General features: G+C 72.5%; 16 protein-coding genes. 4 read left to right on the forward strand and 12 right to left on the reverse strand.

The features are described from left to right. From BKI49_RS08995 to hisD, 9 genes are all read right to left on the reverse strand, one after another. Window positions 1-600 (reverse strand): ArsR/SmtB family transcription factor, encoded by a 600-nt coding sequence (locus BKI49_RS08995; RefSeq protein WP_095933678.1) that lies wholly within the window; start codon window positions 598-600, stop codon window positions 1-3. A 150-nt stretch (window positions 601-750) separates the two neighbouring features. Next, window positions 751-1,506: an imidazole glycerol phosphate synthase subunit HisF gene (gene hisF, locus BKI49_RS09000; protein WP_028803157.1), complete on the reverse strand. Its 756-nt coding sequence runs from the start codon at window positions 1,504-1,506 to the stop codon at window positions 751-753. Beyond that, window positions 1,503-1,922 (reverse strand): RidA family protein, encoded by a 420-nt coding sequence (locus BKI49_RS09005; RefSeq protein WP_095933679.1) that lies wholly within the window; start codon window positions 1,920-1,922, stop codon window positions 1,503-1,505. Before BKI49_RS09005 ends, hisF begins: the two co-directional genes overlap by 4 nt. Next, window positions 1,919-2,647: a bifunctional 1-(5-phosphoribosyl)-5-((5-phosphoribosylamino)methylideneamino)imidazole-4-carboxamide isomerase/phosphoribosylanthranilate isomerase PriA gene (priA, locus tag BKI49_RS09010; RefSeq protein WP_095933680.1), complete on the reverse strand. Its 729-nt coding sequence runs from the start codon at window positions 2,645-2,647 to the stop codon at window positions 1,919-1,921. The genes BKI49_RS09005 and priA overlap by 4 nt, the downstream gene beginning before the upstream one ends. Beyond that, the gene (gene hisH / locus BKI49_RS09015) at window positions 2,647-3,288 is read right to left on the reverse strand and encodes an imidazole glycerol phosphate synthase subunit HisH (RefSeq protein ID WP_095933767.1); all 642 of its coding nucleotides are present in this window, start codon (window positions 3,286-3,288) and stop codon (window positions 2,647-2,649) included. Before hisH ends, priA begins: the two co-directional genes overlap by 1 nt. Further along, the gene (locus BKI49_RS35215) at window positions 3,285-3,449 is read right to left on the reverse strand and encodes a hypothetical protein (RefSeq protein WP_028803161.1); all 165 of its coding nucleotides are present in this window, start codon (window positions 3,447-3,449) and stop codon (window positions 3,285-3,287) included. The genes hisH and BKI49_RS35215 overlap by 4 nt, the downstream gene beginning before the upstream one ends. A gap of 91 nt (window positions 3,450-3,540) precedes the next feature. Then, the gene (gene hisB, locus BKI49_RS09020) at window positions 3,541-4,134 is read right to left on the reverse strand and encodes an imidazoleglycerol-phosphate dehydratase HisB (protein ID WP_010987556.1); all 594 of its coding nucleotides are present in this window, start codon (window positions 4,132-4,134) and stop codon (window positions 3,541-3,543) included. Then, window positions 4,131-5,249, reverse strand: coding sequence for a histidinol-phosphate transaminase (locus BKI49_RS09025; protein ID WP_095933681.1), 1,119 nt, complete (start codon window positions 5,247-5,249; stop codon window positions 4,131-4,133). Before BKI49_RS09025 ends, hisB begins: the two co-directional genes overlap by 4 nt. After that, entirely contained in the window at window positions 5,246-6,571 is a 1,326-nt protein-coding gene (gene hisD, locus BKI49_RS09030) for a histidinol dehydrogenase (RefSeq protein ID WP_095933682.1), read from the reverse strand. The genes BKI49_RS09025 and hisD overlap by 4 nt, the downstream gene beginning before the upstream one ends. A gap of 173 nt (window positions 6,572-6,744) precedes the next feature. Here hisD and BKI49_RS09035 point away from each other — a divergent pair, with 173 nt between their 5' ends. From BKI49_RS09035 to ybaK, 4 genes are all read left to right on the forward strand, one after another. Next, complete coding sequence (locus BKI49_RS09035; protein ID WP_095933683.1) at window positions 6,745-8,325, forward strand: oxidoreductase; 1,581 nt, start codon at window positions 6,745-6,747, stop codon at window positions 8,323-8,325. A gap of 263 nt (window positions 8,326-8,588) precedes the next feature. Beyond that, complete coding sequence (locus tag BKI49_RS09040) at window positions 8,589-9,641, forward strand: hypothetical protein (RefSeq protein WP_095933684.1); 1,053 nt, start codon at window positions 8,589-8,591, stop codon at window positions 9,639-9,641. 11 nt (window positions 9,642-9,652) lie between these two features. Next, on the forward strand, window positions 9,653-10,393 hold the full coding sequence (locus BKI49_RS09045; protein WP_095933685.1) for an LON peptidase substrate-binding domain-containing protein: 741 nt from the start codon (window positions 9,653-9,655) through the stop codon (window positions 10,391-10,393). Between the two features lie 17 nt (window positions 10,394-10,410). Beyond that, the gene (gene ybaK / locus BKI49_RS09050) at window positions 10,411-10,911 is read left to right on the forward strand and encodes a Cys-tRNA(Pro) deacylase (RefSeq protein WP_095933686.1); all 501 of its coding nucleotides are present in this window, start codon (window positions 10,411-10,413) and stop codon (window positions 10,909-10,911) included. A 288-nt stretch (window positions 10,912-11,199) separates the two neighbouring features. Here the strand turns inward: ybaK and BKI49_RS09055 are convergent, their stop codons facing one another. The 3 genes from BKI49_RS09055 to BKI49_RS09065 all read right to left on the reverse strand — a co-directional run bounded on the left by BKI49_RS09055 (window position 11,200) and on the right by BKI49_RS09065 (window position 13,790). Then, window positions 11,200-11,844 carry an AAA family ATPase gene (locus tag BKI49_RS09055; RefSeq protein WP_095933687.1) on the reverse strand — a complete coding sequence of 215 codons (645 nt, stop codon included), beginning with the start codon at window positions 11,842-11,844 and terminating at the stop codon, window positions 11,200-11,202. Between the two features lie 34 nt (window positions 11,845-11,878). Further along, window positions 11,879-12,700, reverse strand: coding sequence for an ABC transporter permease (locus BKI49_RS09060; protein WP_179332372.1), 822 nt, complete (start codon window positions 12,698-12,700; stop codon window positions 11,879-11,881). A gap of 118 nt (window positions 12,701-12,818) precedes the next feature. Beyond that, the gene (locus tag BKI49_RS09065; RefSeq protein ID WP_095933768.1) at window positions 12,819-13,790 is read right to left on the reverse strand and encodes an ABC transporter ATP-binding protein; all 972 of its coding nucleotides are present in this window, start codon (window positions 13,788-13,790) and stop codon (window positions 12,819-12,821) included. Between the last annotated feature and the right edge of the window lie 126 nt (window positions 13,791-13,916).

The following is a 13,916-nucleotide window of genomic DNA, read 5'->3' on the forward strand; positions in this document are numbered from 1 at the left end:
TCAGGCGCGGAACGGGAAGCCGTACAGGTGCACCGCGACGTTCTCGCGGCCTTCGGTGTCGCCGGCCTCCTCGGCCGTGCGGCCCCGCTCGTCGTACTTCCTGACGAGGTCGAGCAACTCCTCGTTGAGCTCGGCGAGTTCGGCCGCCGTCAGACGCAGGCTGGACTCGGAGTCGGAGGAGGCGGTGCGCCACTCGGGCGCCCAGGCGTGCCGCTCGTCCAGGTAGCGCCGGTAGAGGTCGGCTCGCTGGTCGACGAGGAGCCGGGCGAACGCGGTGTGCGCGGCGGCCGTCTCGGGGGCGCCGCGGAAGTCCTCGTCGTGGAAGCTCACCCCCTCGGACGCCGGCTGCCACCACCGCTCGCGACCGTCGCCGCTGCGCGGCTGCGCCTCCTCGATCAGTCCGTGCTCCGCCAGCTTGCGCAGGTGGTAGCTCACCAGGGAGGGGGCCTCGTCGACCTGCTCCCCCAGTTGCGACGCGGTGGCCGCGCCGGCCACGTGCAGGGAGCGGTACAGATTCATCCGCAGGGGGTGCGAGAGCGCCTTGAGCGTTCCCAGATCCGAGACCCTGCGGCTCTCCTTGCGACTCTCTTCATCCGCCATGCCCTCACCGTAGATGCGAAAGGAAAGTTGCGCAACATAAATTGCGCAACTTTTCTTTCGCATCACTCCACGAAGAAGCCCCGGTCACCAGGTGACCGGGGCTCGACGACGCCTGCCGGCGGGTCCGCGGCGGCGGACTCCGGCGGGAGCTCAGCGGACGGGATGCCCTGCCCCTCGCAGCGTCTCCTTCACCTCGCCGATCCGCAGATCCCCGAAGTGGAAGACCGACGCGGCCAGCACCGCGTCCGCGCCCGCGTCGATGGCGGGCGGGAAGTGCGCGAGCCGGCCGGCGCCGCCGCTGGCGATCAGCGGGACGCTCACATGCTTGCGTACGGCCTCGATCATCTCGATGTCGTACCCGTCCTTCGTGCCGTCCGCGTCCATCGAGTTGAGCAGGATCTCGCCCGCGCCCAGCTCGGCGGCGCGGTGCGCCCACTCGACGGCGTCGATGCCCGTGCCCTTGCGGCCGCCGTGCGTGGTGACCTCGAAGGAGCCGGCCTCGGTGCGCCGGGCGTCCACGGACAGCACCAGCACCTGCCGCCCGAACCGCTCCGCGATCTCCCGGATGAGGTCGGGCCGCGCGATGGCCGCGGTGTTGACGCCGACCTTGTCCGCGCCGGCCCGCAGCAGCTTGTCCACGTCCTCGGCGGTGCGGACGCCGCCGCCCACCGTGAGCGGGATGAAGACCTGCTCGGCCGTGCGGCGCACCACGTCGTACGTGGTCTCCCGGTTGCCGGAGGACGCCGTGATGTCGAGGAACGTCAGCTCGTCGGCGCCTTCGGCGTCGTACACCTTGGCCATCTCGACGGGGTCGCCCGCGTCGCGCAGGTTCTGGAAGTTGACCCCCTTGACGACCCGGCCGTTGTCCACGTCCAGGCAGGGGATGACGCGTACCGCGAGCGTCATGACTGCGCACCTCCGTTCTCCGCACGGGGGCGGAACGCCTCCACCTCGACCTCGACGACCAGGCTCGGGTCGATGAAGCCGGAGACGATCAGCATGGACGTGGCGGGGCGCACGTCGTCGAAGAGCTCCTTGTGGGCGCGGCCCACCTCGTCGACGTCGCGGGCGTGGGTGATGTACATCCGCGTGCGCACCACGTGCTCGCGGCCGAGCCCCAGGGTCTTCAGCGCGTCGAGCGCCGCCCGGAAGGCGTTGACCGCCTGCTCGTACGGCGTGCCCGCGTCTATCACGCCACCGACCACGGAGGTGCAACCGGAGACCAGGACCAGGCCGTTGGGCAGTTCCACGGCCCGCGAGTAGCCGACCGCGTCCTCGAACGGACCGCCCGAGGAGATCCGCCGTACTCCGTCGTCGGTCATACGGAGACCGCCTCCAGCGCCTCTTCCAGCGTGAACGCCTTGGCGTACAGGGCCTTGCCGACGATCGAGCCCTCGACGCCCAGGGGCACCAGCTCGGCGATGGCCCGCAGGTCGTCCAGGGAGGACACGCCGCCGGAGGCCACGACCGGGCGGTCCGTCGCCGCGCACACGTTCCTCAGCAGTTCCAGGTTCGGGCCCTGGAGCGTGCCGTCCTTGGCGATGTCGGTGACCACGTACCGCGCGCAGCCCTCGGAGTTCAGTCGCTCCAGCGTCTCGTAGAGGTCGCCGCCGTCGCGGGTCCAGCCGCGGCCGCGCAGCGTGGTGCCGCGGACGTCGAGCCCGACCGCGATCTTGTCGCCGTGCTCGGCGATGACCTTGGCGACCCACTCGGGGGTCTCCAGCGCCGCGGTGCCGAGGTTGACGCGGGTGCAGCCGGTGGCGAGGGCCGCGGCGAGCGTGTCGTCGTCGCGGATGCCGCCGGACAGCTCCACCTTGATGTCCATGGCCTTGGCGACCTCGGCGATCAGGGCGCGGTTGTCGCCGGTGCCGAAGGCGGCGTCCAGGTCGACGAGGTGCAGCCACTCGGCGCCCGCGCTCTGCCAGGCGAGGGCGGCCTCCAGGGGGGAGCCGTAGGACGTCTCGGTACCGGACTCGCCGTGCACCAGGCGGACGGCCTGCCCGTCGCGGACGTCGACGGCGGGGAGGAGTTCGAGCTTCGAAGCCATCAGAGGGTTCCGATCCAGTTGTTCAGCAGCTGCGCTCCGGCGTCGCCGGACTTCTCGGGGTGGAACTGCGTGGCCCACAGGGCGCCGTTCTCGACAGCGGCCACGAAGGGCTCGCCGTACCTCGACCAGGTGACCTTGGGTGCGCGCATCGCCGGGTTCGCGACTTCCAGGGACCAGTCGTGGACGGCGTAGGAGTGCACGAAGTAGAAGCGGGCGTCGGCGTCGAGGCCCGCGAAGAGCTCCGAGCCCGCCGGCGCCTCGACCGTGTTCCAGCCCATGTGGGGCACCACGTCGGCCTGGAGCGGTCCGACCGTGCCGGGCCACTCGTCCAGGCCCTCGGCCTCCACGCCGTGCTCGATGCCGCGGGCGAAGAGGATCTGCATGCCGACGCAGATGCCCATCACCGGGCGGCCGCCGGAGAGCCGGCGGCCGATGATCCAGTCGCCACGGGCCTCCTTGAGACCCTTCATGCAGGCGGCGAAGGCGCCGACGCCGGGCACCAGCAGCCCGTCCGCGTTCATGGCGGTGTCGAAGTCGCGGGTGATCTCGACCTCGGCGCCCGCGCGGGCGAGGGCCCGCTCGGCGGACCGTACGTTCCCGAAGCCGTAGTCGAAGACGACGACCTTCTTCGGGTCGCTCACGCCCACACCTCCAGCCGCATGACGCCCGCGACGAGACACATCGCGGCACCGATGGAGAGCAGCACGATGAGGCTCCGCGGCATCTTCTGCTTGGCGAAGGAGTAGACGCCGCCGAGGAGGAAGAGTCCGACGACGATCAGGATGCTCGACAGGCCGGTCACAGTGTCTTTCCGTTCGCTTCTGCGCCCCGGCGGCGCGGCGGCCGGGGCATCGTCATCGTCGTCCGCGGCCCGGCGGCCGCACGTGCGCCGCTCACAGCGCCCCCTTCGTGGAGGGCAGGATGCCGGCGGCGCGCGGGTCGCGCTCGGAGGCGTACCGCAGGGCCCGGGCCAGGGCCTTGAACTGGCACTCCACGATGTGGTGCGCGTTGCGCCCGTAGGGCACGTGCACGTGCAGCGCGATCTGCGCCTGGGCGACGAAGGACTCCAGGATGTGCCGGGTCATCGTGGTGTCGTACTCGCCGATCATCGGCGCCATGTTCTCGGGCTCGGTGTGCACGAGGTAGGGGCGGCCGGAGAGGTCGACGGTGACCTGGGCGAGCGACTCGTCCAGCGGGACCGTGCAGTTGCCGAAGCGGTAGATCCCCACCTTGTCGCCGAGCGCCTGCTTGAAGGCGGCGCCCAGGGCGAGGGCGGTGTCCTCGATGGTGTGGTGCGAGTCGATGTGCAGGTCGCCCTCGGTCTTCACGGTCAGGTCGAACAGACCGTGCCGGCCGAGCTGGTCGAGCATGTGGTCGTAGAAGCCGACACCCGTCGACACGTCGACCTTGCCGGACCCGTCGAGATCGATCTCGACGAGGACCGACGTCTCCTTCGTGGTGCGCTCCACGCGTCCTACGCGGCTCATGCGCTCTGCTCCTTCTTCAGTTCACGGACCGCGTCGAGGAACGCGTCGTTCTCTTCGGGGGTCCCGGCGGACACCCGCAGCCATCCCGGCACGCCGTTGTCCCGGACCAGGACGCCCCGGTCGAGGATCCGCCGCCAGGCCTCGTGGGAGCCGTCCGCGCCGTCGAACCGCCCGAACTGGACGAAGTTCGCGTCGGACTCGGTGACCTCGTAGCCGATCGCGCGCAGTTCGGCGACCAGCCGGTCACGCTCGGCCTTGAGCTGCTCCACGTATCCGAGCAGGGTGTCGGTGTGCTCCAGGGCGGCCAGCGCGGTCGCCTGGGTGACGGCCGACAGGTGGTACGGCAGCCGGACCAGCTGCACGGCGTCCACGACGGCGGGGTGCGCGGCGAGGTAGCCGAGGCGCAGCCCCGCCGCCCCGAAGGCCTTGGACATGGTCCGCGAGACGACGAGATTCGGCCGACCTTCGAGCAGCGGCAGCAGCGAGTCGCCGTGGCTGAACTCGATGTACGCCTCGTCCACGACCACCATCGACGGCTTGACCGCCTGGGCCGCCTCGTACAGCGCGAGGACCGTCTCGGGCGGGACCGCGTTGCCCGTGGGGTTGTTGGGGGTGGTGATGAAGACCACGTCGGGCCGGTTCTCGGCGATGGCCTGCTCGGCCGCCGCGGCGTCGATCGTGAAGTCCTCCTTGCGGGGGCCGGAGATCCAGCCGGTACCGGTGCCGCGCGCGATGAGCGCGTGCATCGAGTACGACGGCTCGAAGCCGATCGCCGTGCGGCCGGGGCCTCCGAAGGTCTGCAGCAGCTGCTGGATGACCTCGTTCGACCCGTTGGCCGCCCAGACGTTCTCCCGGCCGACCCGGTGGCCGCCGGTCCGCGTCAGGTACTTGGCCAGCTCCGTGCGCAGCTCCACCGCGTCCCGGTCGGGGTAGCGGTTGAGGTCACGGGCGGCCTCGCGCACCCGCTCGGCGATCCGTTCGACGAGCGGCTCGGGCAGCGGGTACGGGTTCTCGTTGGTGTTCAGGCGCACGGGGACGTCGAGCTGGGGCGCGCCATAGGGGGACTTGCCGCGCAGCTCGTCCCGTACGGGGAGATCGTCGATTCCGAAGCTCACTTGCTCTCAGGCACCTTCCAACCGAACCGGGCCTTGATCGCCGCGCCGTGCGCGGGCAGGTCCTCCGCCTCCGCGAGCGTCACCACGTGGTGCGCCACGTCGGCCAGCGCGTCCTTCGTGTAGTCCACGATGTGGATGCCGCGCAGGAAGGACTGGACGGACAGGCCGGAGGAGTGGCAGGCACAGCCGCCGGTGGGCAGGACGTGGTTCGAGCCCGCCGCGTAGTCGCCCAGCGAGACCGGCGCCCAGGGGCCGACGAAGATCGCGCCCGCGTTCCTGACGCGGTCGGCGACGCGGGCGGCGTCGGCGGTCTGGATCTCCAGGTGCTCGGCGCCGTACGCGTCGACGACCCGCAGGCCCTCCTCCACGCCGTCGACGAGCACGACGGCGGACTGCCTGCCGCCGAGCGCCGGGACGATCCGGTCCTCGATGTGCCGGGTGGCCGCGACCTGCGGCTCCAGCTCCTTCTCGACCGCGTCGGCAAGCTCCACGGAGTCCGTGACGAGGACGGCGGCGGCCAGCGGGTCGTGCTCGGCCTGGCTGATCAGGTCCGAGGCGACGTGCACCGGGTCGGCGGTCGCGTCGGCGAGGATCGCGATCTCCGTGGGACCGGCCTCGGCATCGATGCCGATCTTGCCCGCGAAGTACCGCTTGGCGGCGGCGACCCAGATGTTGCCGGGGCCGGTGACCATGTTCGCGGGCGGGCAGGACTCGGTGCCGTGCGCGAACATCGCGACGGCGGTCGCGCCGCCCGCCGCGTACACCTCGTCGACGCCGAGCAGCGCGCAGGCGGCCAGGATCGTGGGGTGCGGCAGCCCGCCGAATTCGGCCTGGGCGGGTGAGGCGAGCGCGATGGAGCCGACGCCGGCCTCCTGAGCGGGGACGACGTTCATGATCACGGAGGACGGGTAGACCGACCGGCCGCCGGGCGCGTAGAGACCGACGCGGTCGACCGGCACCCACTTCTCGGTCACCGAGCCGCCCGGCACGACCTGGGTCGTGTGGGCGGTGCGCCGCTGCTCGCGGTGGACGAGCCGGGCGCGCCGGATCGACTCCTCCAGGGCGGCCCGTACGGCCGGGTCGAGCGTGTCGAGCGCGTCACGGAGCGCCTCGGCCGGGACGCGTACCGATTCCAGCCGGACGCCGTCGAATTTCTCCGCGTAGTCGATCAGCGCCGCGTCGCCCCGATGATGCACGGCCTCGCAGATCGGACGCACCTTCTCCAGTGCGGCCGAAACGTCGAAGTCGGCTCGGGGCAGCAGGTCGCGCAGGGCGGAGCCCTCGGGGAGGGCGTCGCCGCGCAGATCGATTCGGGAGATCACAGGCCCAATTCTCTCAGACGGCGACAAGGCGCCGGACGCCCGTATCAATGGCTGATACAGGCCACCTTCGGTTCACCGGAAGATCCTCGTCACCAGTAGCGTTCGGGCCGTCACCGAGCGGGCATTGAACGATTGTACGAAACCCGCGAGTAGCTGGGGAGGAAGGAAGAGCCGTGACCGAGGGTGCCGGCATCCGTAACGGGGACCTGCCGGACGAACTGACCGCCGCCGAAGCCGGGATGTGGCAGGCCTTCCGCAACGGCAGCGTGTACGACCTGCGCAGCGGGGACACCACCGTCGACGATCCGCACGGCGGCCATCCGTGGGGGCCCGAGCGCAGCGTGCGGGCGCGGATCGTGGCGTGGCTGCTGCTCGACGGCCCTCCGGCCCTCCAGGGCAGGGTCTCGTCCCTGAAGCTGACCGGTGTCATGATCACCGACGTCCTCGACCTCGCCGGCGGCACCGTGGTGCCGTACGTCGAGCTGAAGGGGTGCCGGTTCGAGAAGGAGGTCCTGCTGCCGGAGGCCCGCTTCACGACCGTACGGCTGGTGGACTGCTCGGTGCCCCGGCTGGAGGCGGCCCGGCTGCACACCGAGGGCGACCTGCACCTGCCCCGCTGCCGTTTCCACAACGGGGTGCGCCTGACCGACGCGCACATCGGCACCGACCTGCTGCTCAACCAGGCCGTCGTCTACCGGGACCGGCGGGGGCGCTCGCTCACCGGCGACGGCATGACCGTCGGGCAGGACCTCCAGGCCGAGATGCTGGAGTCGCACGGCGAGCTCAGCCTGCGCGGCGCCACCATCGGCGTCTCGCTCAGCCTGCGCGGCAGCAAGCTGAACAACCCGTACACACGGCTGGCCCTGAACGCCCCCCAGCTCACCGTCAACCGCACGCTGTACATGACGCCCGCCGGCATCGGCAATCCGCTGCTGACCAGCGGCACCACGCCGGCCCGCGGCACGCTGGTGCAGCGCTTCGAGTGCCAGGGCGGCATCCGCCTGGACGACGGCCGGTTCGGGGACGCCGTCGACCTCGAACGGGCCCGGTTCGTCCTCGACGACGACCAGGAGCTGTCGCTGCGCCGGGTCCAGACGCCCGAGCTGCGCTTCCTCGGGGAGAAGCCGGAGCGGGGTCGGGTGGTGCTGTCCGGCGCGCGGGTCGTCAACCTGATCGACCGGGCGTCCAGCTGGCCGAGGCCCGGCAGCCTCCACATGGGCGGCTTCACCTACGAGAGCCTGGTGCCGCAGGGTGCCTTCCCGCTGACCCGGCGGCTGGAATGGGTGGCGGCGGCGACCGCCGAGTACAACCCCGAGCCGTACGAGCGGCTGGCCACGGTGCTGCGCAACTCCGGGGAGGACGAGGACGCGCGCGAGGTGCTGCTCGCCAAGCAGCGCCGCCGTCGCGAGACCCTGCCGCTGGCCGCCAAGCTGTGGGGGTACGCGCAGGACTGGACGGTCGCCTACGGGTACCGGCCGGGACGGGCCGCGCTGTGGATGGCGGTGCTGTGGGCGGCTTCGTCGATCGCCTTCTCGCACGCCAGCCATCCGCCGATCGACGGCAACGGGCATCCGCCGTGGAACGCCTCGCTGTTCGCCCTGGACCTGCTGCTGCCCGTCATCGACCTGGGCCAGGCCGGCTTCTGGCAGCTGCGCGGCGGCTGGCAGTGGCTGGCCGCGGCGGTGATCCTCCTCGGCTGGATCCTCGCGACGACGGTGGCGGCGGGCGCGACCCGGCTGCTCCGGCGCGGCTGACTCGGGGCCCGGCCGCTGACGCGGGGCCGGGCGGCAGGCGCGGGGCCGGCCGCCGACGTGGGGCCTGTAGGGCCTGCGGGGCGAGCGGTGCGAGGGTTCCCCCGGACTCGCACACACGCCCCCCGCATGTCGCACGAACAGCCGTCGAACAGGTGAGCAACAGTCAGCTTTTACTCGTCCTTGACCAGTGTGGATACAACCAAACGACGGTTACAAAAGTGTCACCGCATACCCCCTGGCAGACCCCCGACCTGCGTCTTTCAATGGTCGACACCATGGCACTGCTGCGCGCGTTCATCCGTACGGCACGGATGGCTAGGAACACCTCGCGCCTCGCCGCCGGACTGCCGGCCGACGACGAGGTACTGCTCGACGCCCCCGACGAGCGTCTCGGTCCCGCCCTCGTGGCGGCGGCCCGCGGCGAGTACGGACCGGCCGCCAAGCTGCTCACCACCACACGCGAGGCCGCCGAGTGGGAGAACCGCGACCGCTACGCGATGCGCCTCGCGACCTTCGCCCGCTCCCGGGACGCGTGGCTGCGGGAGTGGCAGGCCGCCGCGCCGCACGATCCGGACGCCCTGCTCGTCAAGGCCGAGCTGGCGGTGCGCCGGGGCTGGGAGTCCCCGGCCCGTGCCGAGCTGCTCCGCGAGGTCGGGCCGCTGATCACCGCGGCCGCCGAGGGTGATCCGCGCGACCCGGTCCCCTGGCGGATCGCGCTCGACCACGCCCGCGGCACGAACGTCGGGCACTCCGAGTTCGGGCAGCTGTGGGGCGAGGCCGTACGGCGCTCCCCGCACCACTACGGCTGCCACGTCGCGGCCCTCCAGTACCTGTCGGCCGCCTGGTACGGCTCGCACCGCGAATGCTTCGACTTCGCCGAGACGGCCGCCCAGGACGCGCTCCCCGGCTCTCTGGTGCAGGCGCTCCCGGTGCGTGCGGCCTTCGCCTACCTGACCGAGGGCGGCGGGGCGAAGGTCCCTCGCGAACGTCTGGACGCGGCGGCCGACCTCGCCGTGGCCCTGTCCGCGACGTACACGGAGTCCGATCCGTGGCCCGCGGAGGTCCGCAACCTGCTGATGTACGTCCTGGTCCGGCTGGAGCGCTGGACGGACGCGCTGGAACAGCTGCGCCTCATCGGCCCGTACGCCACGTCGTTCCCCTGGGACAGGGTCTCCGACGACCCGCTCGGCCAGTTCCTGGAGCTGCGCGACGGCATCCGGCTGGAGGTCGCCTCGGGCCTTCCGCTGCGCTCGCCGGGCCCCGATCCGCATCCGGGGAGTGGGCACGACGGACGCGCCCGCTCCGGCGACCATTAGGCTTTCCCGTCGTGACCACCGTCCGGCTCCCGCTCTTCCCCCTGAACTCGGTGCTCTTCCCGGGGCTCGTGCTTCCTCTGAACGTGTTCGAGGAGCGCTATCGCGCCATGATGCGCGATCTGCTGAAGACCCCCGAGGACGAACCGCGCCGATTCGCCGTCGTCGCCATCCGCGACGGGCACGAGGTCGCTGCGTCCGCGCCAGGCATGCCGGACCAGACGGCCGTGCCCGAACGCGGACCCGCCGCCGGCTTCGGCGACGACCCTGCCAAGGCCTTCCACCAGACCGGCTGCATCGCGGACGCGGCGACCATCCGGGAGCGCGCCGACGGCAGCTTCGAGGTGCTCGCCACGGGCACCACACGCGTACGACTGCTCTCGGTGGACGCCTCGGGGGCGTTCCTGACGGCCGAGCTGGAGGAGCTGCCCGAGGACCAGGGCGAGGAGGCGGGGGCGCTCGCCGAGGGCGTCCTACGGGCCTTCCGCCAGTACCAGAAGCGGCTGGCGGGCGCCCGGGAGAGGTCCCTGTCCACCGGGGCCGACCTGCCGGACGAGCCGTCCGTCGTCTCGTACCTCGTCGCGGCCGCCGTGATGCTGGACATCCCGGCGAAGCAGCGGCTGCTCCAGGCGCCGGACACGGCGTCCCGGCTGCGCGAGGAGCTGAAACTCCTGCGCGCGGAGACCGCGATCATCCGTAATCTGCCCTCGTTGCCGGCGTCCGACCTGACGCGCGGCCCGACGAGTCTCAACTGACGCATCCGAGAAGGCCGATGGCGAAGAAGTCGAAGAAGCAGCAGTCCGGGGGCACCCCGGCGACGGTGGCGCTCACGGACGCGGGCGTCGCGTTCACGGTCCACTCCTACGAGCACGACCCGTCCCACCCCTCGTACGGCGAGGAGGCCGCCGAGGCCATGGGCGTCTCGCCGGAGCGGGTCTTCAAGACCCTGGTGGCGGACGTGGACGGCGCCCTCGTGGTCGCCGTGGTCCCCGTCGCGGGCTCCCTCGACCTGAAGGCGCTGGCCACGGCGGTGGGCGGCAAGCGCGCGGCGATGGCCGACCCCGCGGCGGCCGAGCGCACCACGGGCTACGTCCGCGGCGGCATCTCGCCCCTGGGCCAGCGCAAGAGGCTCCGCACGGTCCTGGACTCCTCGGCCGCGGCGCACGCCACGATCTGCGTCTCGGCGGGCCGCCGGGGCCTGGAGGTGGAACTGTCGCCCGACGACCTGGCGAAGCTCACGGACGCGGTCTCCGCGTCCGTGGGCCGTGCGTGACCCCTCGACGGACGTCGCGTCCTCGGTTAAGTACGAGGGACATGTCGAAGAAAACGCGCAAACGCAAGTGGCGCATCAAAAAGGGCCGCTCCAACCACGGCCGCCGTCCGGCGTGACCCACTCCCCCGTGCCGACCCGTCGGGCGGCCCAGGAACGGGCCGTACGGGACGGAACGGGGGCTCCGGAGGGCGCGGGCCCCTTGGCGGACGACGAGCAGGGACCCGGCGGGCGGGCCGCCCGCCGGGCGCAGCGGGCGTCGAGCGCCTGCCAGGGCCTGTCCGACAGGGCCTAGGCGGCCGGAGGCGCGGAGGGCCCGCCGCTGTAGGGGCTCTGGTACGGATCGGGATCCCGCGGACCGAACAGCGCGGTGAGCCCGAGGTGGACGACGAGCGCCGCCACGGTCCAGGCCAGCAACGCCCCCTTGGCGCCCAGCTTCAGCGGCGCGGAGAACGTCACCCCCTTGCCCACGGCCTTGGCGTGCGCCACCACGTTCTGCGTGGGCCCGAGCCAGACCCCGATCCGCCACGCGATCAGCGAACCGAGAAACCCGCCGACGGCCAGCGCCACGACCAGCGGCACACCGCCGCGCCGACGCACCAGGAACACGACGAGCGCGCTCACCGCGCCGAACGCGAGCGCGAGCAGGGTGAACGTTCCGTCGACACCGATGGCCTGCTCGCCCTCGGTGTCCTTCAGATACACGGCGCTGTCGTCCGCGATCAGCGGCACATGCGGCGCCAGCCACCACCAGAGCACCCCGAGGAGCAGTCCCGTGAGCGCCACGGCCACGGTGATCACGGCGGCCTCGCGCACTTCGGTCTTCATCCCGGGGCCGTCCTGTTCGTACGCGACGCCACCGGCGGGGGGAACCTGCCAGGCGTCGTGCGGGGGCTGTCGGTGCGGCGGCGGGGGCGGAGTCAGCGGAGCGGTCACCCTGACATCGTGCCAGGCCCGGCCGACGGGCGCGTCACCGGACGGCGGCCCGGCGGTACGCCCAGGTGGCGAGGGCCAGCGAGACCGCCCCGACACCCGCGCAGACGGCCAGGTCCACGAGGACCGCGGTCCAGTCGGGATGCGCCCCGAAGGTGCGGGCGAAGGCCTCGACGCCGTACGTCGAGGGCAGCAGGTCACGGCCGTACTGCACGACCGTGGGCAGCCGGTCGGCCGGCAGCACGCCCAGCAGCAGCGCCGCCGACATCCCCAACTGGCCGAGCAGAGTGGCGAGTTCGGGCCGCGGGGCGAGGAGTCCGAGCGCGGCCCCGAGGCCCGCGAGTGCGGCGCCCGCGAGCGGGATGACCGCGGCGAGCACCCACAGGTGGGCCATCGGCAGCCCGAAGAGCACGCTGCCGAAGACCGCGGTGGCGATGGTCCCGGGCACGGTGAAGGACGCGTAGGCGCCCGCGGCGCCGAGCACGACGGCGGCGGGCGGCACGGGCAGCGTCGCGTAGTGGTCGAGCCCGCCGCTCGCCCTGAGCTGCCCGAAGTACTGCGCGAGGAGGTTGAGCGCGACGAAGGCGACCACCAGGACCGACGACCCGGCGACCACGGCCCGCGCCTCGGCGCCGCCGTCCACCACTCCGCGCATCAGGATCATGATCCCGACGGACTGGAAGGTGGCCACGAACAGCAGCGGGATGCGCGCGACACGCGCCCGGGAGAGCTGCGCCCGGTACACGGCGGCCAGCGAGGGCCACAGCCGCGCACGCGGCCCCAGCTCCACGGCGGCACCGGGGTCCTCGGCCACGGGCAGCGCACTGCCCGTCAGCACTCCGGCGGGTACGACACTCACGTCGAGCTGCTTCCCTTCGCTTCGGCAGCCGTCCTGATTCCAACGCCCACGGTCTCCCCCGGGTTCCGCGCACCCGCGGGCCCTCGAAGGGTACGTACGGATCGTGCGTCCCGCGCACTCACGCCTTCACCAGCCCCTGCGTGTTGCCCCCGAGCGCCAGGTACACGTCCTCCAGGCTCGGGGTGGCCAGGGTGAAGTCGTCGAGGGCCGCGAAGGCCGCGCCGCCGGTGACGGTCGCGACGGCCGCGCGGGCCTCCTCGGGGGCCAGGCGCAGGGTCCAGCGGCGGCCCGACTCGACGGCACGGGCACGCAGCGCGGCGACCTCGGGCACCTCCAGCGGGGCGCGCTCACGCCACACGAGTTCGACCCGCACCTCGCCGGCCACCCGCTCCTTGAGCCCGGCCGGGGTGTCGCAGGCGATGACGCGGCCCCGGTCGAGCACGGCGACCCGGTCGAGGACGGTCTCGGCCTCGATGACGTTGTGGGTGACCAGCAGCACGGTCGTGCCGCGCTCGGCGCGGCGCCGGTCCACGGCCGCCCAGACGGCACGGCGGGCCACCGGGTCCATACCCGTGGTCGGCTCGTCGAGGACCAGCAGCGGGCGCTCCCCGACGAGCGCCGCGGCGAAGCAGGCGAGCCGCCGCTGCCCGCCGGAGAGTTTCTTCAGGGGGCGGGAGGCCAGCGGGGTGAGGCCCAGCTCGTCGAGTACCGCGTCGCGCTCCGAGCGCGCCTGCCGCAGGTCGAGTCCGCGCAGCCGCCCGGTCGTCTCGGCCGCAAGCGACACCGTCAGCTCGTCCAGCGCGGTGGACTCCTGGCCGAGGTAGGCGAGGATGCGGGCCGCCCGGTCGGGGTGGCGCACGATGTCGTGCCCGAGGATCTCGACGCTGCCGCTGTCGGGGCGCATGAGCCCGGTCAGCTGCCGCACGAGGGTCGACTTCCCGGCACCGTTGGGTCCGAGCAGTCCGAAGATCTCGGCACGGCGGATGTCCAGGCGTACGCCGTCGGTGGCCCGCACCTCGGGCGTCGACGGGGTGCCGCGGTGTCCGCGCAGCGGCGGATAGGTCTTGGTCAGTCCGCGCACCGCGCACACGACGTCGCCCTCGTGTCCGTCCGGGACCGTCTGTGCCGTGCGCGTACTCACGAAGGACGAGGGTACGGGGTCCGATGCCCCGTTATGCGTCCGGGGCCATGGCTCGGGCCCCGAGCGGGCCGCGGC

The organism is Streptomyces sp. Tue6028 (genome assembly GCF_002300165.1).
GTDB lineage: Bacteria > Actinomycetota > Actinomycetes > Streptomycetales > Streptomycetaceae > Streptomyces > Streptomyces siamensis.